Annotated in this window: 13 protein-coding genes and 1 riboswitch; of the genes, 7 read left to right on the top strand and 6 right to left on the bottom strand. The window is 56.7% G+C overall.

Annotated elements, in window-relative coordinates; genetic code table 11:
• Positions 1 to 39: 39 nt before the first annotated feature.
• The 4 genes from malM to ACMGG1_RS01390 form a co-directional block, all read right to left on the bottom strand.
• Complete coding sequence (gene malM, locus ACMGG1_RS01405) at positions 40 to 942, bottom strand: maltose operon protein MalM (protein ID WP_122080341.1); 903 nt, start codon at positions 940 to 942, stop codon at positions 40 to 42.
• Positions 943 to 1,037: 95 nt separating this feature from the next.
• Positions 1,038 to 2,330: a maltoporin gene (locus tag ACMGG1_RS01400; RefSeq protein WP_046372520.1), complete on the bottom strand. Its 1,293-nt coding sequence runs from the start codon at positions 2,328 to 2,330 to the stop codon at positions 1,038 to 1,040.
• Between the two features lie 32 nt (positions 2,331 to 2,362).
• Positions 2,363 to 3,472: a maltose/maltodextrin ABC transporter ATP-binding protein MalK gene (gene malK, locus ACMGG1_RS01395; protein WP_122080342.1), complete on the bottom strand. Its 1,110-nt coding sequence runs from the start codon at positions 3,470 to 3,472 to the stop codon at positions 2,363 to 2,365.
• Positions 3,465 to 4,436: an alpha-amylase family glycosyl hydrolase gene (locus ACMGG1_RS01390; protein WP_020837179.1), complete on the bottom strand. Its 972-nt coding sequence runs from the start codon at positions 4,434 to 4,436 to the stop codon at positions 3,465 to 3,467. The genes malK and ACMGG1_RS01390 overlap by 8 nt, the downstream gene beginning before the upstream one ends.
• Before the next feature lie 358 nt (positions 4,437 to 4,794).
• Between ACMGG1_RS01390 and malE the strand changes: the two genes are divergently transcribed.
• The 3 genes from malE (at position 4,795) to malG (ending at position 8,654) form a co-directional block, all read left to right on the top strand.
• Positions 4,795 to 5,988 carry a maltose/maltodextrin ABC transporter substrate-binding protein MalE gene (malE, locus tag ACMGG1_RS01385; protein WP_020837180.1) on the top strand — a complete coding sequence of 398 codons (1,194 nt, stop codon included), beginning with the start codon at positions 4,795 to 4,797 and terminating at the stop codon, positions 5,986 to 5,988.
• A 186-nt stretch (positions 5,989 to 6,174) separates the two neighbouring features.
• Complete coding sequence (gene malF, locus ACMGG1_RS01380) at positions 6,175 to 7,752, top strand: maltose ABC transporter permease MalF (protein ID WP_262244656.1); 1,578 nt, start codon at positions 6,175 to 6,177, stop codon at positions 7,750 to 7,752.
• A gap of 11 nt (positions 7,753 to 7,763) precedes the next feature.
• A complete protein-coding gene (malG, locus tag ACMGG1_RS01375; protein ID WP_020837182.1) occupies positions 7,764 to 8,654 on the top strand; it encodes a maltose ABC transporter permease MalG in 891 nt (296 codons plus the stop codon).
• A 114-nt stretch (positions 8,655 to 8,768) separates the two neighbouring features.
• Here the strand turns inward: malG and psiE are convergent, their stop codons facing one another.
• Positions 8,769 to 9,176, bottom strand: coding sequence for a phosphate-starvation-inducible protein PsiE (gene psiE, locus ACMGG1_RS01370; protein WP_020837183.1), 408 nt, complete (start codon positions 9,174 to 9,176; stop codon positions 8,769 to 8,771).
• Positions 9,177 to 9,397: 221 nt separating this feature from the next.
• Here psiE and ACMGG1_RS01365 point away from each other — a divergent pair, with 221 nt between their 5' ends.
• The gene (locus ACMGG1_RS01365; RefSeq protein WP_400827836.1) at positions 9,398 to 10,834 is read left to right on the top strand and encodes a capsule assembly Wzi family protein; all 1,437 of its coding nucleotides are present in this window, start codon (positions 9,398 to 9,400) and stop codon (positions 10,832 to 10,834) included.
• 62 nt (positions 10,835 to 10,896) lie between these two features.
• Here the strand turns inward: ACMGG1_RS01365 and pgi are convergent, their stop codons facing one another.
• Positions 10,897 to 12,543 carry a glucose-6-phosphate isomerase gene (pgi, locus tag ACMGG1_RS01360; RefSeq protein WP_122080346.1) on the bottom strand — a complete coding sequence of 549 codons (1,647 nt, stop codon included), beginning with the start codon at positions 12,541 to 12,543 and terminating at the stop codon, positions 10,897 to 10,899.
• A gap of 273 nt (positions 12,544 to 12,816) precedes the next feature.
• Here pgi and ACMGG1_RS01355 point away from each other — a divergent pair, with 273 nt between their 5' ends.
• The 3 genes from ACMGG1_RS01355 to panS all read left to right on the top strand — a co-directional run bounded on the left by ACMGG1_RS01355 (position 12,817) and on the right by panS (position 17,408).
• Positions 12,817 to 14,625 carry a cation:proton antiporter gene (locus ACMGG1_RS01355; protein ID WP_020837186.1) on the top strand — a complete coding sequence of 603 codons (1,809 nt, stop codon included), beginning with the start codon at positions 12,817 to 12,819 and terminating at the stop codon, positions 14,623 to 14,625.
• Between the two features lie 52 nt (positions 14,626 to 14,677).
• Positions 14,678 to 14,870, top strand: a riboswitch (Lysine riboswitch).
• Between the two features lie 108 nt (positions 14,871 to 14,978).
• On the top strand, positions 14,979 to 16,346 hold the full coding sequence (gene lysC / locus ACMGG1_RS01350) for a lysine-sensitive aspartokinase 3 (protein WP_020837187.1): 1,368 nt from the start codon (positions 14,979 to 14,981) through the stop codon (positions 16,344 to 16,346).
• Positions 16,347 to 16,490: 144 nt separating this feature from the next.
• Positions 16,491 to 17,408, top strand: a complete 918-nt coding sequence (panS, locus tag ACMGG1_RS01345; RefSeq protein WP_020837188.1) for a ketopantoate/pantoate/pantothenate transporter PanS — start codon at positions 16,491 to 16,493, stop codon at positions 17,406 to 17,408.
• The last annotated feature ends 247 nt before the right edge of the window (positions 17,409 to 17,655 follow it).

The raw sequence follows: 17,655 nt of genomic DNA, 5'->3' as shown, positions 1-17,655 counted from the left end.
GCGCACCAATCATCGAGCCAGCATCGACAGCGTCGGGTACTACCCCTTGCCTTTCACGCTACCAATAAAGGTTTCACGTGCTGTGGTGGAACCCAGTTTTTCAGCCTCATTCATCAGTTTCAGCGCTTTATCGATATCGCCCGCCTTCACCGCCTGTTTGATGCCGTTGTTAAAGTAAGCTTCGGTGTCATTCAACATGGGTTCCGCCGGTTGAGTCGGCGCCGGGGCCGGTGCTGCTGCGACGGCGGCCGTTGATCCCACCACCACTGGCGTCGCCGACGGTGCCGGCTGCAGCATGCCGATCATGATGTTGCCGCTGCCCTGCTCTGCCGTGACCTTCAGTTTGATAGTGCCGCTGGTGCTATGCCGGGCGATCGGATCCGGAATATCCGGCACCGCGTTGCCCACGCCCTGTGCATAAGCCTTGGCCGGGTTGGTCAGTTGCGTGGTTTTCGCCAGATCCTGACGGGTGGTGTACACCAGCAGATAAATTTGTTTCTGACCGAGTGCCGGGGTCAGTTTCAGCGTGCCCTCTAGCCGATCGGATGACATCGCACCCGGTGGTTGATACGGGAAGTAGCTGCTCGGGTAATAGGCCGCAGGGCGCAGGTGCTCATCCAGCACCAACACGCTCGGCGCGTAAAGTGAGTTGTTCTTGCTGATGCTGCTCAGCGTGACTTCCAGCGAACCGCGATCGGCCGGCAGCGTATAAGCGGCAATAGCGCCCTGAATGTCGCCCTGGTTGATTTGCGGGCTGACATTATCCAGTTTGATGTCCTGGCTGACCGGCGGCATCAGCGGTTGCCACGGCAGGCTTTGCAGCGTGCTGGCGCTAATGGCCGGCGCGATGGAAACATTGGCCGGCGTATCGGCATTGACCACCAGCGGTGTGCCAAGGGTCAGAGCCAGTGACAGGCAAAGTGACAGCAGATTCTTTTTCATTGTTATACCCCATGATATCCGGCGCAGCTCAGGCAAGAGAGACGACGCCGGCGAATACAGGCTGGGGAGAGCACCTGGCCCTCCCCGTTATCTCATTACCACCAGATTTCCATCTGGGCACCGAAGGTGACTTCGTCGTCATTGCCGCGGCTGAAGGTATGTAAGCTGGTGTCGTTGTACGCAGTGCCCGAGGTGTAACCGGCGCCGGAGTCGTTATTGGCGTAGCCCCACTTCTCATCCCACTTGGCGTAGGTCGCGAATACGCGGATAGCCGGACGTGACCAGATGCTGTTGCCCGCCTGCCACTGTTGCGCCAGGGTCACTTTGTACTGACCGTTGCGATCGCCGGTGCGCTGGGATTTCACGTTGTCGTAACCGGCTTCCAGCAGGGTGCTCATGATCGGCGTCCATTTGTACATTGGACGTACGCCCACGGTGTACCAGGTGGTGCCGTTATTGTTGTCACGATCGACATCCTGGAACATACCGACGTACATCAGCGCCCATTGATCGTTGAAGTCGATGGCACCGTGGTCCAGCACGCGGATCATCTTGCCGTTGTTGTCGATGGTTGAGCCCTGGTTGCGGCCGTTGTTCTGCGAAGTCATGGAGTCGGTGGCGTACTGCACCACAAACTTGTTGTAGCCGGTCAGGATGCTCTGGGTATGTTCCGCGGTGAACATCCAGCCGTCTTTGCTGGCGCCGTCAGCCAAATGGTATCCGTCCTGAGTATTGGCGCGACCGTAGTCCACACCCAACTCCAGGGTACCGCCCGGGTTTAGCTCCAGGCCGGCCAAACGCACGTCGAAGGTGTCGTTGACGGTAGGACGTTGATCCCACTCGTTATCCAGGTAACCGTAAGAGCCGCCGGATTCTGAGTTACGGGTTACGGCAGCAGACAGTTTGCCGAAGCCCAAATCAATATTTTCCAGACCGGCGCCCGGACCGGAGATATCCCAGTAGTAGAAGTCAATCATGTGAACATCATGACGCTGATAGAAACGCTTACCGGCCCACATGTTGGCACCCGGCAACCATTCAATCAGGTTTTTACCCTGCACATTCACTTCACGGAAGCCTGGCGTCACGTCTTCCCAGTCGGAACGTTGTGAAACGGAGTAAGCCAGGTTGGTATCGAAGTAGAAGCTTTTATCGCCTTCTTTCCACACTTCCTGTCCCAGTTTCAGCTCGGCGTAGGTCTCGCATTCGTTGCCGAGACGGTACTTGCTGCCGGCACCGGTAGCCTGGAAGCACTGTTGCTCGCCACCACTGCCGGTCCAGCCGATGCCGGAACGGGCGTAGCCTTTAAAATCGACGGCCATCGCCTGAGTGGTAAGCACACCAGCGGCGATTGCCAGTGCCAGAGGAAGTTTGCGCAGAGTAGTCATCATTATTCTCCTGTTATACAGACTGTGATGCTTTAAACGCCCGGCTCCTGGTGCAGCCGTTTACATGCCGTACCGTCCTCGCGGAACAGATGGCAACGGTGAGGCGGCAAGCCTATGGCGAATGTTGCACCTTCTTCTACCAGCACCACGTCGTTCTGGCGGTAAACCAGGTTTTGACGAATTGCCGGGATTTGGATGTGGATTTGCGTCTCGTTACCGAGTTGCTCCACCACCTGTACGTCACCCGTAAGCAGTACTTCAGAGGCATCACTGGGCAGCAGATGCTCCGGGCGAATGCCCAGAGACATGTTGGTACCGGGCTGAACGTCGGAGCCTTCCACCGGCAACCACACCAACTGGCGGTTAGGCAGCTCGACCTGGACCTGTTGCGGCTCTGCGGCGGTCACTTTGACCGGCAGGAAGTTCATTTTCGGCGAGCCGATAAAGCCGGCGACAAAGCGGTTGGCCGGATAGTGATACAGCTCCAGCGGCTTGCCGACCTGGGCGACACGCCCGGCGTCCAACACCACGATCTTGTCGGCCAGCGTCATCGCTTCCACCTGATCGTGCGTCACGTAAATCATGGTGCGCTGCAGGCGCTTGTGCAGACGCGAAATCTCAATGCGCATCTGCACCCGCAGCGCGGCGTCGAGGTTCGACAACGGCTCGTCGAGCAAGAACACGTCCGGTTCCGCCACCAGCGTACGGCCGATCGCCACCCGCTGACGCTGCCCGCCGGACAGCGCTTTTGGCCGCCTGTCGAGCAGGTGAGCCAGTTGCAGCACTTCCGACACCTGATTGACCCGCTGGCTGATTTCCGCTTTCTTGGCACCGGCCAGCTTCAGGCCGAACGACATGTTGTCGGCCACCGAAAGGTGCGGATACAGCGCATAGGACTGAAACACCATGCCAATGCCGCGCTCGGAAGGCGGCACCTCATTCATGCGTTTATCGCCGATCATCAGGTCGCCAGAGGTGATGTCCTCCAGCCCGGCAATCATGCGCAGCAGTGTCGATTTGCCGCAGCCCGACGGCCCGACAAACACCACAAACTCACCGTCATCTATCGTCAGATTGACGTCTTTGGAAATCACAGCTTCGCCGAAGGCCTTATAAACGCTGCGCAATGTGACGCTAGCCATGCGTTACTCCCCTGCTTTCGCAGTTAACATTTCGTGTAAAAATGGCGGACGCAAAACCCGCCAAAACCCATTGATGACCCTCTTGCTGCGCACCGTGCTGCCATGCCAATGGCAAGGTCGCCTCAGACGGCGCGGCCGCCTGAGTATAAGGCTGCAGGTTAATCAGCGCTTCAAGGCATTGATCCTGATGGGTAATAAGTAAACGAACCACGCCGTTATGCTGGCTGACCACGCTCAGTTCGCCCTGCTGGATCACCGGCAAGCGGCGCAGCGCCAACAGAGATTGGCAGTAACGCAAAGTGGATTGGTTGTCCTGCTGCTGGCGGCTGATGGCCAGCGCGCGATGTTCGATGGCCACCTGTTGGTACCAGTGGATCTCACCGTTGGTCACCTGTTCCGGCGCTTCATGCCAGGGCATCGGCGTTTGCGCACCCAGCGGATCCTGCAGGCCGGCGGCGTGTGGCAGACCCAATTCTTCGCCCTGATACAGGCAGATGGGCGCAGGCAACATCGCCAGCAGCGTCAAAAAGGCATCAGCCGAACGCAGATTACCCTGGCCCCAATGGCTAACGACTCGCGGCTGATCCGCATCACCGGTGCTCCACAGGCTGTCTGCCAGAGTGGCGCGGCGAGCATTCAACACCTCAATCAATTTCTCTACGCTGAAGGGCACGACCTCCAGCGCCAATGGGCTACGAAGGTACTGCTGCGACGCGGCGGCGCGACGAATGTGATGCGGCCCGTCGCAATACCACAGCGCCAGACCCTGCGCGGCGACCGCCGCCCCCTCTTGCTCCGCCAATGGCTGCGGCAGGACCAGGCCGTCTATCGACAGCTGGTTCAGGTAGGGCAGCGCCGCAATCATGCCGTGAGCATCACCCACGCCATCCCCGTTTCCATCACGGAAACTGACCGGGTGGATCCGGTACAGGGTTGGCTGAGTGACGGTAGGCATTGGCGACATAAATCCGGTTCCCTGCTGCACGTGGCGATAAAATCAATGTGGCCGATAGTGCGGTAAACCCCACAAAGGGTAATCATCCGTAACAGGATTTTTCATGGGGGAGGAGATGGGAGGATGAGAGAACGACCGCGGGGACGAGAAGTTCCACGCTTAAGACAAATCTGTGATCTGCCTGGCAAAAATCGTCCCCCTATTTTGTGTCTGACACCACAGAATAGGGAGCAATGTTAACTGGATCACACTACGCAGGCGTGGGGCGTAGAGGGGGGGAGGATGAGAATGTGTCGCTTTGTGACCCACTATTACCGCGAAACCTCTCTCCTTGACTTACGTGCCCACAAAAAAGAAGGATTGGATTATGACTCGCAGCTTTACCACCGCCCGCACACTGGTGCTTTCGGCTCTGACCACCCTGGTGCTTTCCTCTTCCGCCTTCGCCAAGATCGAGGAAGGGAAACTGGTTATCTGGATCAACGGCGATAAAGGCTATAACGGCCTGGCCGAGGTCGGCAAAAAGTTTGAGAAAGACACCGGCATCAAAGTGACCATCGAACACCCGGACAAGCTGGAAGAGAAGTACCCGCAGGTTGCCGCCACCGGCGACGGCCCGGACATCATCTTCTGGGCCCATGACCGCTTTGGCGGCTACGCGCAGTCCGGCCTGCTGGCGGAAATCCATCCTTCCAAAGCCTTCCAGGACAAGCTGTTCCCGTTCACCTGGGACGCAGTGCGCTACGACGGCAAGCTGATCGGCTACCCGATCGCCGTGGAAGCGCTGTCGCTGATTTACAACAAAGACCTGATCAAACAGGCGCCAAAAACCTGGGAAGAGATCCCGGCGCTGGACAAAGAACTGCGCGCCAAAGGCAAAAGCGCCATCATGTGGAACCTGCAAGAACCCTACTTCACCTGGCCGATTATCGCCGCCGATGGCGGTTATGCCTTCAAGTATGAAAATGGCAAATACAACATCAAGGACGTTGGCGTCGCCAACGCCGGTTCGCAGGCCGGTCTGCAGTTCATCGTCGATCTGGTGAAAAACAAGCAGATCAACGCCGATACCGATTACTCCATTGCCGAAGCCGCCTTCAATAAGGGCCAAACCGCCATGACCATCAACGGTCCATGGGCCTGGTCAAACATCGAGCAAAGCAAAATCAACTACGGCGTAACCCTGCTGCCGACCTTTAAAGGCAAGCCGTCCAAACCTTTCGTTGGCGTACTGACCGCCGGGATCAACGCCGCCAGCCCGAACAAAGAGCTGGCTACAGAATTCCTGGAAAACTATCTGTTGACCAACGAAGGCCTGGCCGACGTCAACAAGGACAAACCGCTCGGTGCGGTGGCCCTGAAGTCCTACCAGGAGCAACTGGCGAAGGATCCGAAAATCGCCGCCACCATGGAAAACTCACAAAACGGCGAAATCATGCCTAATATCCCGCAGATGAGCGCCTTCTGGTACGCCGAACGCAGCGCGGTAATCAACGCCGTCAGCGGCCGCCAGACGGTGAAAGCCGCGTTGGATGATGTGCAGACCCGTATCACCAAGTAACACACAACGTTGTGCGGGATTAGCATCCCCAAAATAATTGGAGTTACACCGCGACGGTAAGTACGCACATCCCTGGGAGCATAGACAGCTATGTGACCGGGGTGAGCGGACGCAGCCAACAAAGGTGTCGCTTCAAGTATGAAGGGGAGAAGCGCCCCGCTGTGGCTTCACAGAAAGGAACGCCCTATGCAATTAGCTCACGCCGGGTTGCCTGCGCGCAAAAAGTCGAAGTGGTGGCAGAGTGACGTACTGAAATGGCTGGTCATCGGCCTGTTCAGCCTGGTTACCTGCTATCTGATTGTGTTGATGTATGCACAGGGTGAATACCTGTTTGCCATTCTGACGCTGATACTGGTCAGCGCCGGGCTTTACGTCTTCGCCAATCGCCGGGCTTACGCCTGGCGCTACGTTTATCCGGGCATCGCCGGCATGGGGCTGTTTGTCCTGTTTCCGCTGATTTGCACCATCGCCATCGCCTTTACCAACTACAGCAGCACCAACCAGCTCACCTTTGAACGCGCTCAGTCGGTGCTGATGCAGCGCCAGTTCCAAACCGGCAAAACCTTCACCTTCGGGCTGTATCCGGCAGAAAATCAACGTTGGCGCCTGCAGTTAACCCACCCTGACAGTGACCAAAAACTGATTTCCGAACCGTTCAGCTTTGACGCCAGTGCGCCGCAAACGCTGAAACTGACGGAGGAAAGCGCAGAACCGGCCGGCGAACGCGCCACGCTGCGAGTGATCACGCAAAATCGTCAGGCGCTGAGCCAACTGGTGGCATTACTTCCGGACGGCGGCGAGCTGCGCATGAGTTCCCTGCGCCAATTTTCCGGCACCACCCCGCTCTACGCGCTGGACAAGGACAGCAATACGCTGACCGACCAACAGACCCATACTCAATACCGCCCAAACCCTGACATTGGCTTCTATCAGGCGGTGAATGCCGAGGGCAACTGGGCCAAAGAGACCCTGAGCCCAGGCTATACCGTCACCATCGGATGGAAAAACTTCCTGCGCGTGCTGCAGGACGAAGGCATCAAGAAGCCGTTCGTGTCGATCTTTATCTGGACCATCGTGTTCTCGGTCATGACCGTGATCCTCACCGTGGCGGTGGGTATGGTGCTGGCCTGCGTGGTGCAGTGGGAAGCGCTGAAAGGCAAAGCGGTTTATCGCGTGATGCTGATACTGCCCTACGCGGTACCGTCGTTTATTTCGATACTGATTTTCAAAGGGTTGTTCAACCAAAGCTTCGGTGAAATCAACATGATGCTTAGCCATCTGTTTGGCATCAAACCGGCCTGGTTCAGCGACCCTATCACCGCCAAAAGCATGATTTTGATCGTCAACACCTGGTTGGGTTATCCCTACATGATGATCCTGTGCATGGGGCTGTTGAAGGCAATACCCGACGATTTGTACGAGGCCTCGGCAATGGACGGCGCCACCCCGATGCAGAACTTCTTCCGCATCACGCTGCCGCTGCTGATCAAACCGCTGACGCCGTTGATGATCGCCAGTTTCGCCTTCAACTTTAATAACTTTGTCCTGATTCAACTGCTGACCAACGGCGGGCCGGACATGATTGGCACCACCACGCCGGCCGGTTATACCGACCTGCTGGTCAGCTATACCTACCGCATCGCCTTCGAGGGCGGCGGCGGGCAGGACTTCGGACTGGCAGCCGCCATTGCCACGCTGATCTTCCTGCTGGTAGGCGCTCTGGCGATCCTGAATCTGAAAGCCAGCAAGATGAACTTCGACTAGGGAGAAAAATAATGGCCATGGTCCAACCCAAGTCCCAGCGCCTGCGCCTGTGGATGACCCATATTCTGATGCTGTGCTTTATCGCCCTGATCATGTTCCCGCTGCTGATGGTGGTGACCATCTCGCTGCGTTCCGGCAACTTCGCCACCGGCAGCCTGATACCGGAACAGATTTCCTGGGACCACTGGCGGTTGGCGCTCGGCATGAGCGTGACCCACGCCGATGGCAGCGTTACCCCGCCGCCGTTCCCGGTGCTGCTGTGGCTGTGGAACTCAATCAAGATCGCGGTGATCACTGCGATCGGCATCGTCACGCTGTCCACCACCTGCGCCTACGCCTTTGCCCGCATGCGTTTTCGCGGCAAGAGCACGCTGCTGAAAAGCATGCTGATTTTCCAGATGTTCCCGGCGGTGCTGTCGCTGGTGGCGTTGTACGCCTTGTTCGATCGTCTGGGCCAATACATTCCGTTTATCGGCCTGAACACCCACGGCGGCGTGATCTTCGCTTACATGGGCGGGATCGCACTGCACGTCTGGACGATCAAAGGCTATTTCGAAACCATCGATAACTCGCTGGAGGAGGCGGCGGCGTTGGACGGTGCCAGCCCTTGGCAGGCGTTCCGCCTGGTGCTGTTGCCGCTGTCGGTACCGATCCTGGCGGTAGTGTTTATTCTGTCGTTTATCGCGGCCATCACCGAAGTGCCGGTCGCCTCGCTGTTGCTGCGTGACGTTAACAGCTACACGTTGGCAGTGGGCATGCAGCAATACCTGAATCCACAAAACTATCTGTGGGGCGACTTTGCCGCTGCGGCGGTGCTGTCGGCAATCCCGATTACCGCCGTATTCTTGCTGGCGCAGCGCTGGCTGGTAGGAGGCCTGACGGCAGGTGGGGTGAAAGGTTAGATTTTCTCGGGCTTCACTCAAGGGTGGAGCCCTACTGCGCTTGATGTACTTCAGTTCTTTCCGATCGATACCTGTGTCTTCGGCGGCCCTATCGGGCCGCCATTTTTATTTCTGCTATTCGCGTTTTAAGCGATCGGTATTGGCCAGGTAGAGCGTCACCACCAGTAACAATATCGCGGCGGAATAAATTAGCGTATCGATTGGGTTTTCATGATCCACAATGATCAAACGGATAATTGCGGTGATGCCGATATAAATAAAGTAGCGCAGCGGAAAGTGATAGCCAGATTCAAAATACTTAACAATCAACGCGATAAACTCAAAGTAGAGAAAGTAAATCACAATCCCTTCAATCAAGAGATAAGACGTGGATTCCTCGTTGTTGACAAATAAAACTTTCGCCAAATGAATGGTTTCTTTCACCAAAAAAACGATCAGGATCGCTGCCAGCAGCAACAGCCCAACGTTCAGCACCCGTTGCAGCCCTTTGGCCACCATCACGGAGCGGGAGGTTTTTGCCATAGTTATTCCCCATAAAACTTATTGAAATTATCCGCGCATCCTAACATAGGCATTATCTTAAAAATTAACATCTGCACAAAACAGAGAAAAAATAAATATTATTCAATTAGTTATATTAAAATGTTTCATGTGGATATATTTGTAGCAAATTGAAATGTCAACTATGATGGGTCATAGATCTTTACATAAAACAAACAACTCGAATTAACAAGGGAATATTTATGCGCGCTAAGCTTAACGGACTGGTCGCCGCAGGCCTGTTTACCTGTGCATTAACCGGCCATGCCAGCGGATTGGTAACCCCTGATAATGACCTGCGCAACGACCTTGCCTGGTTGTCGGATCGCGGCGTCATCAACGTCAGCCTGTCCACCTGGCCACTGAGCCAGGAAGAGATCAGCTCGGTCATTTCTCAGGCCAAACCGGTAACCAATACCGAGAAAAATGTCATCGACCGCGTTCAACGCCGCGTCGGCGAACTGAAAGCCAATATCCGCGTCAGCGGTTACGCCGCCACCGACAAGCCGGGTACTCCTCAGGGATTCGGTCAAAGCCAATATGCTGACCAAAGCCTGACCGTTGGCGCCGGTGCCAACGGCGAATTCTGGGACGTGCGTCTCCAGGGTTCAGTCGAAGGCGATCAACGCGTCAGCGACGGTTCCAAATTCAACCTCAACGGCTCCTACGGTGCAGTGAAAATCTGGAACCAGTGGCTGTCCTTCGGTGAGGTATCCCAGTGGTGGGGCCCTGGTTACGACGGCAGCCTGATCCGTTCCGACGCCGCACGCCCGGTTGCCGGCTTTATGCTGCAGCGCGCCGACCAATCGCCGTTTGAAACCCCTTGGCTATCCTGGATTGGCCGTTGGCAGTACCAACTGACGGCGGGTCAGCTGTCGCAGTACACCGCCGTGCCTGATACCAAACTGATTGGCGGCCGCTTTACCATGATGCCGACCAACTTCCTTGAACTGGGTGCTTCGCGCATCATGCAGTGGGGCGGCAGCGGCCGACCACAGTCCTTTAGCTCCTTCTGGGACGCCTTCACCGGCAAGGACAACGATGACTCAGGACAGGGCAACGATCCCGGCAACCAGCTCGCCGGTTTCGACTTCAAGCTGAAAATGCAGCCGTTGATTGGTCTGCCTGTCAGCCTGTACGGTCAGTTAGTGGGTGAAGATGAAGCGGGCTTCCTGCCATCGCAAAATACCTACCTGCTGGGGCTGGAAGGCCATCCTGAATGGGGCCCAACCACTATCAACTGGTCTATTGAAGGGGCAGATACCCGCTCCGATATGAGCCGTAAAAACTATGTTTACACCCACTACACCTATAAAGGTGGCTACTACCAGCAAGGCTACCCACTGGGCCACGCCATGGGTGGCGACGGGCAAATGCTGTCCGGCCGCGTAGAGATGGTGTTGGACGATGGCCAACGCTGGAGCACCCGCTTGGTATACGCCAAAGTGAACCCGAACAGCCAGTCGATAAACCATGCGTTCCCGAAATCCGATACGCTGAAAGGCATTCAACTGGGCTGGGGTTACAACTTCGACTCTCAGGTCAAGTTTGATACCAGCCTGTGGTACACCGACAACAACGCCAGCACCGCCGATGACGTAGGCGCAGGCATCAGTTTCGAAGTGCCTATCAATCTGTAATCCTTCCGATGTAAAAAAACCCGCCAAGGCGGGTTTTTTATTGGCATTCATTCAGACGTTAATTAACGCCATGCTTTGAAGCGATTGATCAGTGCATTGGTTGAGCTGTCGTGGCTGCTGACCGCTTCATCACCCGCCAGTTCCGGCAGGATACGGTTAGCCAGCTGTTTGCCCAGCTCCACGCCCCACTGGTCGAAGGTGAAGATGTTGAGGATCGCGCCCTGGGTGAAGATCTTGTGTTCATACAGAGCAATCAGGCTGCCCAGGCTGAACGGCGTAATCTCACGCAGCAGGATGGAGTTGGTTGGACGGTTGCCTTCAAATACCTTGAACGGCGCTACGTGCTTAACCTCGTCCGGCGTTTTGCCCTGGGCGGCGAATTCTTCTTCTACCACTTCCAGTGATTTACCGAACGCCAGCGCTTCGGTCTGTGCGAAGAAGTTCGACAGCAGTTTGGCATGGTGGTCGCTCAGCGGATTATGGCTGATGGCCGGCGCGATAAAGTCACAAGGCACCAGCTTGGTCCCCTGGTGGATCAGTTGGTAAAACGCGTGCTGCCCGTTGGTGCCCGGCTCGCCCCAGATGATTGGGCCGGTCTGGTAGTCCACCGGATTGCCGTTGCGATCGACATATTTACCGTTGGATTCCATGTTGCCCTGCTGGAAGTAAGCGGCAAAACGGTGCATGTACTGGTCGTACGGCAGGATAGCTTCGGTTTCTGCACCGAAGAAGTTGTTGTACCAGATACCGATCAACGCCAGCAGCACCGGCAGGTTTTGCTCTGCCGGCGTTTGCGCGAAGTGTTTGTCCATCGCGTGCGCGCCGCTCAGCAACTGTTCAAAATTCTCGTAACCCACTGACAGGGCGATAGACAGGCCAATCGCCGACCACAGGGAATAACGGCCGCCAACCCAGTCCCAAAACTCGAACATGTTAGCGGTGTCGATGCCGAACTCGCCGACGGCCTTGCCGTTGGTGGACAGCGCCGCGAAGTGTTTCGCCACGTGTTTTTGATCACCGGCGGTGCTCAGGAACCAGTCGCGCGCGCTGTGGGCGTTGGTCATGGTTTCCTGGGTGGTGAAGGTTTTGGACGCCACCAGGAACAGAGTGGTTTCCGGGTTCAGCGGTTTGAGCGTTTCGGCGATATGGGTGCCGTCAACGTTGGAGACGAAGTGCATGTTCAGGTGATTTTTGTACGGGCGCAGTGCCTCGGTAGCCATATAAGGGCCGAGATCTGAACCGCCAATACCGATATTTACCACGTCAGTAATCGCTTTGCCGGTGTAGCCTTTCCAGTCACCGCCAATCACGCGGTCACAGAACTGTTTCATTTTGGCCAGCACCGCATTCACTTCCGGCATCACATCTTTGCCATCAACGATGATTGGGCTGTTGCTGCGGTTACGCAGGGCAATATGCAGCACCGCACGGTCTTCAGTACGGTTGATTTTCTCGCCGGCGAACATGGATTTGATCGCGCTTTGCAGATCGGTTTCTTTCGCCAGTGCCTGCAGCTTCTCCAGGGTTTCCGCGGTGATGCGGTTTTTAGAGTAGTCCACCAGCATCTGATCGTTGAAGGTGGCGGAAAACTTGGAGAAACGCTCTTTGTCCTGAGCAAACAGATCGCTGATCTGTACGTCTTTCATCTGTTCAAAATGTTGCTGCAGGGCTTGCCAAGCAGCGGTTTGACTAGGATTGATATTTTTCATAGCAACACTCTTAGGCTTGAGAATAAATGTGACGTGGTTGACCGATTGTAGCCTGTTCGACCGTGATTATGATCTCTTTTCTTGCGATAGGCGCTAACTGTCAATTGCCGCCGCATCGTTTCAGCACTTCCCCTATACTTTTGGATAACAGCCTGTTATCAGGGTTGCTTAACTGTCACTAAACTGTGTCAGGTTATCACCACGTCAATGACGTAATTAGGCTAAGGATGCGCGGCCAGCCAGGCTGCGGTGTGAACGACGAAGGACATGACTATGGAATTATCTGCCCCATTGATGTTGGTGGTTATTGGCTTGAGCTCATTGCTGGCGCAGTGGCTAGCCTGGGTGTTACGCCTGCCGGCCATTCTGCCGTTGCTGGTATTTGGCATCGTGCTGGGGCCTGTGGTGCATTGGGTTCAGCCGGACGCGTTGTTCGGCGATTTGCTGTTCCCGCTGGTGTCGCTGTCGGTCGCCATTATTCTGTTTGAAGGGGCGCTAACGCTACGGGTCGAGGAAATACGCGGCCTCGGCGGCGTGGTACGTAACCTGGTAACCATTGGCATGCTGATGACCTTCCTGGTGATCGGCGTGGCCTGCTGGTGGTTGCTGGACTTTCCACCGGAGTTGGCGGCGCTGATCGGCGCGGTCACGGTGGTCACTGGCCCAACGGTGATCGCCCCGTTGATGCGCGTGGTGCGACCGAATGCCAATATCAACCAGGTACTGCGCTGGGAAGGCATCGTCATCGATCCGGTCGGCGCCATTTTTACCCTGCTGGTGTTCGAATTTATCGTACTGAAACAGCATTCAGAATCTTACACCCATCTGTTCTGGACGCTGGGCATTACCGCCGCCGTCGGCCTGGTGGCTGGCGCGCTGTTCGGCTATTTGCTGGGCCTGGCGCTGCGCCGCGTCTGGCTGCCGCGCTACCTGCAAAACCTGGCGGTACTGGCGATCATGCTCACCGCCTTTGGCGTGTCCAACGCCATTGCCGATGAATCCGGCCTGCTGACCGTTACCGTAATGGGCATTTGGCTGGCCAATATGCGCGATGTGGATACCAGCGACATTCTGGCGTTCAAGGAAGAGCTGTCGGCGATCCTGATTTCAGCACTGTTTATCATTTTGGCGGCGCGGCTCGACATTCAGGCCTTGTGGAACATGGGCTGGCCATTATTGGGCCTGTTGCTGGTGGTGCAGTTCGTCGCCCGCCCGCTGTGTATTGCGGTATCAACCTGGCGCTCTTCCCTGCACTGGCGCGATCGCCTGCTGCTATGCTGGATCGCTCCGCGTGGCATCGTCGCCGCGGCGGTCAGTTCGCTGTTTGCCCTGACGCTGCAGCGCAGCGGTTATCCGGGAGCCGATCGGCTGGTGACCGTGGTGTTCGCCGTGATCATCGGCACCGTGGTACTGCAAAGCCTGACCAGCGGCATGATGGCGCGTTGGCTGCGGGTACAGCAGCAAAAACCGCGTGGGGTGCTGATTGTCGGCGCCAATAGCGTCGCACGTATGCTGGCACAGGCGCTGATGAAGTTGAATATTCCGGTGCTCGTCACCGACAGCAGTTGGGAATATTATCGCCAGGCGCGTATGGACGGCATCCCCGCCTATTATGGCCATGCTTACTCTGAGCATGCCGAAAACTATCTCGATCTCAGCGACACCGCACAAGTACTGGCGCTCTCTCCCAACCGCCACCAAAATGCGTTGGCGGTCTATCACTTCGGCCATATTTTTGGCGAAGGACAGGTGTTCGCCATCCGCTCCGGCGCCCCGCTGAAAGGCCGCGGCAACAGTGCGGAAAGTTCGCGCTTCCGCCGGCATGAGATCCTGTTCAATCAAGAGGCCACCTACGGTCGGCTAAGCAGCCTGATTGCCCAGGGCGCCACCATCAAAGCCACCAAGCTGAACGAGAACTTTGGCTGGTTGGAATATATAGAGAAAAATCATGGTGTTATTCCGCTTTTCAGCCAGCGGGAAGACGGCACGCTGCAGCCGATCGGCGCCGGTTTTGTCCCGGCAATGCCCTGTACGCTGATTGCACTGGTACAAGATGAAAATCCCTCAACTTCCGGACGTTGACAGCGGCACGATATCGGGCTATTCCTAACAGCCTACTTGCGCACCCGGTGTGCAAGCCAGAAGAGGCGCGTCGCCCAGGTAGAGTGTCAGAGGAGCCGTTTTCCAATGACGACGCTTGAGGGGGAGCGACGCCGAGGTAAGGTGATGCGCGGCATTCATCGTATCGACTACAGGGGCTGAATCCCCTGGGTTGTCACCAGAATTGTCCGTAAGGGCAATCAACAAGGTGGGGCGCTTCTGGGTGTATCGTAGCTTTCACTTCTACGTCTGCTCCCGTTTATCGCTCCCCCCTTGTGCCAAGGCTATGAAAAAAGTGCTCTCTGAAGAGGGCCACCCTGACACGAGGTTTTTACATGAACCAAGCAGCACCCCAGAATGCCACCGTTGTCGCCAAATTCGGCGGCACCAGCGTTGCCGACTATGAAGCCATGAACCGCAGCGCCGACGTCGTTCTCGCCAATCCGAACGTACGTCTGGTGGTATTGTCCGCTTCTGCGGGCGTCACCAACCTGCTGGTGGCTCTGGCCGAAGGCAGCGACGCCGACAAGCGTCACTATCAGCTCGACGAAATCCGCCGCATTCAATACGCCATTCTCGATCGCCTCGATAATCCGGCGGTAGTGCGCGACGAAATCGACCGCATGCTGGAAAATATTGCCATGCTGTCCGAAGCAGCCTCCTTGGCCACCTCCACGGCGCTGACCGACGAACTGGTCAGCCACGGCGAACTGATGTCTACCCTGCTGTTCGTTGAGATCCTGCGCAGTCGTGACGTGCAGGCGGAGTGGTTTGACGTACGTAAAGTGATGCACACCGACGATCATTTCGGTCGCGCAACGCCGGACAGCGTAGCGCTGAACCAACTGGCCCAGTCGCTGCTCAAGCCACGCCTGCAGGAAGCCCTGGTGGTTACCCAGGGCTTTATCGGCAGCGAGCCGAAAGGCCGCACCACCACGCTGGGTCGCGGCGGCAGCGATTACACCGCCGCCCTGCTGGGTGAAGCGCTGAGCGTCAGCCGGGTCGATATCTGGACCGACGTGCCGGGCATCTACACCACCGACCCACGCGTGGTTCCGGCGGCAAAACGCATCGATAAAATCGCCTTCGAAGAAGCCGCTGAAATGGCCACCTTTGGCGCAAAAGTCTTGCACCCGGCCACCCTGTTACCGGCCGTTCGCAGCGATATCCCGGTGTTCGTCGGCTCCAGCAAAGATCCGTCCGCCGGTGGTACTCTGGTGTGCAACACCACCGAGAACCCACCGCTATTCCGTGCGCTGGCGCTGCGCCGCAAACAAACCCTGCTGACGCTGCACAGCCTCAACATGCTGCACGCACGCGGTTTCCTGGCCGAGGTGTTCAGCATTTTGGCGCGCCACAATATCTCGGTGGACTTGATCACGACCTCCGAAGTTAGCGTAGCGCTGACCATGGATACCACGGGTTCAACCTCCACCGGCGGCAGCCTGCTGACCACTTCATTGCTGACCGAACTGTCGTCACTGTGCCGGGTAGAAGTGGAAGAAAACCTGGCGTTGGTCGCCTTGATCGGCAACAAGCTTTCCCAGGCCTGCGGCGTGGGCAAAGAAGTGTTCGGCGTGCTCGACCCGTTCAATATCCGCATGATTTGTTACGGCGCCAGCAGCTACAACCTGTGCTTCCTGGTACCGGGCGATGACGCCGAACAAGTCGTTCGCACCCTGCACCACAACCTGTTCGAATAAGCTACCGTCACCTTTGCAGGCGCGGCACGCCGCGCCTCTACCTCTAAAAAAGCAGTCCATAACCGTAGGGGTTCAGTTCACCGAACCCGCAAAAAACACAACACCGCCCCCATCGTTGTTATTTGGCTAAGGAAAACCTCACTCATGCTGGCAAAATTTACCCGATTATTCCCTCTGTGGGCGGTACTGCTCGCCGTCGCCGCCTACAGCACGCCCACCACCTTTACCGGGATCGGCCCCTACGTCAGCCCGCTGCTGATGCTGATCATGTTCGCCATGGGCGTCACGCTGCGGCTCGATGACTTTAAACGCGTACTGTCCCGCCCGGGCCCGGTTGCCGCGGGGATCTTTTTGCATTACCTGATCATGCCGCTGGCGGCCTGGCTGCTGGCAATGCTGTTCCATATGCCCCCGGATCTTTCCGCCGGCATGGTGCTGGTTGGCAGCGTTGCCAGCGGTACCGCGTCCAACGTCATGATCTATCTGGCCAAAGGGGATGTGGCGCTGTCAGTGACCATTTCGGCAGTCTCCACGCTGGTGGGCGTCTTCGCGACGCCGCTGCTGACCCGCCTGTACGTCGATACCGAGATCAGCGTCGACGTCATGGGGATGTTGCTGAGCATTCTGCAGATCGTGGTGATCCCTATTGGTCTGGGTTTGATCGTCCATCACACCTTTACCAAAACCGTCAAACGCATTGAGCCGATCCTGCCGGCGTTGTCGATGATCTGCATTTTGGCGATCATCAGCGCCGTGGTTGCCGGCAGCCAGAGCCATATCGCCTCGGTCGGGCTAGTGGTGATCGTGGCGGTGATCCTGCACAACGGCATCGGGTTGCTGAGTGGTTACTGGGGCGGCAAGCTGTTCGGCTTCGACGAATCGACCTGCCGTACGCTGGCAATTGAAGTCGGCATGCAGAACTCCGGGCTGGCCGCGACGCTGGGTAAAATCTACTTCTCACCGCTGGCCGCGTTGCCGGGTGCCCTGTTCTCAGTGTGGCATAACCTGTCCGGATCCCTGTTGGCGGGTTACTGGTCCGGCCGACCAATCACTAAAAAATAATTTCACCTCGGGGTGCAGTTCACATTTGCGCCCCGGACTCTCCTACGAAATTTCGTATTTCCCACTGGTCGGATTGTCAGAATTATCCCCATCCTCTATTATCCCCGCACAAAATAAAAATTCAGATTTTTCCCAGAGCTGCCGATAACCGCCTATAACGACGAGAGCGGAAAAGTCCAATTAATTTACTTTTTTAATTACCTCATTATGAGTAATTGAAGGGTAATTATTAAAAATATAAACAAGC

This window comes from Serratia sp. BNK-12, assembly GCF_047456085.1.
GTDB classification, from domain to species: Bacteria; Pseudomonadota; Gammaproteobacteria; order Enterobacterales; family Enterobacteriaceae; genus Serratia; species Serratia liquefaciens.
The sequence above is the reverse complement of the archived record's forward strand: the minus strand, read 5'-3'. Positions and strand labels throughout refer to the sequence as shown.

Coding starts and splice junctions, on each gene's coding strand:
- malE (WP_020837180.1), top strand. CDS start 4,795: ATGACTCGCAGCTTTACCACCGCCCGCACACTGGTGCTTTCGGCTCTG.
- malF (WP_262244656.1), top strand. CDS start 6,175: ATGCAATTAGCTCACGCCGGGTTGCCTGCGCGCAAAAAGTCGAAGTGG.
- malK (WP_122080342.1), bottom strand. CDS start 3,472: ATGGCTAGCGTCACATTGCGCAGCGTTTATAAGGCCTTCGGCGAAGCT.
- psiE (WP_020837183.1), bottom strand. CDS start 9,176: ATGGCAAAAACCTCCCGCTCCGTGATGGTGGCCAAAGGGCTGCAACGG.
- malM (WP_122080341.1), bottom strand. CDS start 942: ATGAAAAAGAATCTGCTGTCACTTTGCCTGTCACTGGCTCTGACCCTT.
- panS (WP_020837188.1), top strand. CDS start 16,491: ATGCTGGCAAAATTTACCCGATTATTCCCTCTGTGGGCGGTACTGCTC.
- ACMGG1_RS01400 (WP_046372520.1), bottom strand. CDS start 2,330: ATGACTACTCTGCGCAAACTTCCTCTGGCACTGGCAATCGCCGCTGGT.
- lysC (WP_020837187.1), top strand. CDS start 14,979: ATGAACCAAGCAGCACCCCAGAATGCCACCGTTGTCGCCAAATTCGGC.
- ACMGG1_RS01355 (WP_020837186.1), top strand. CDS start 12,817: ATGGAATTATCTGCCCCATTGATGTTGGTGGTTATTGGCTTGAGCTCA.
- malG (WP_020837182.1), top strand. CDS start 7,764: ATGGCCATGGTCCAACCCAAGTCCCAGCGCCTGCGCCTGTGGATGACC.
- ACMGG1_RS01365 (WP_400827836.1), top strand. CDS start 9,398: ATGCGCGCTAAGCTTAACGGACTGGTCGCCGCAGGCCTGTTTACCTGT.
- pgi (WP_122080346.1), bottom strand. CDS start 12,543: ATGAAAAATATCAATCCTAGTCAAACCGCTGCTTGGCAAGCCCTGCAG.
- ACMGG1_RS01390 (WP_020837179.1), bottom strand. CDS start 4,436: ATGTCGCCAATGCCTACCGTCACTCAGCCAACCCTGTACCGGATCCAC.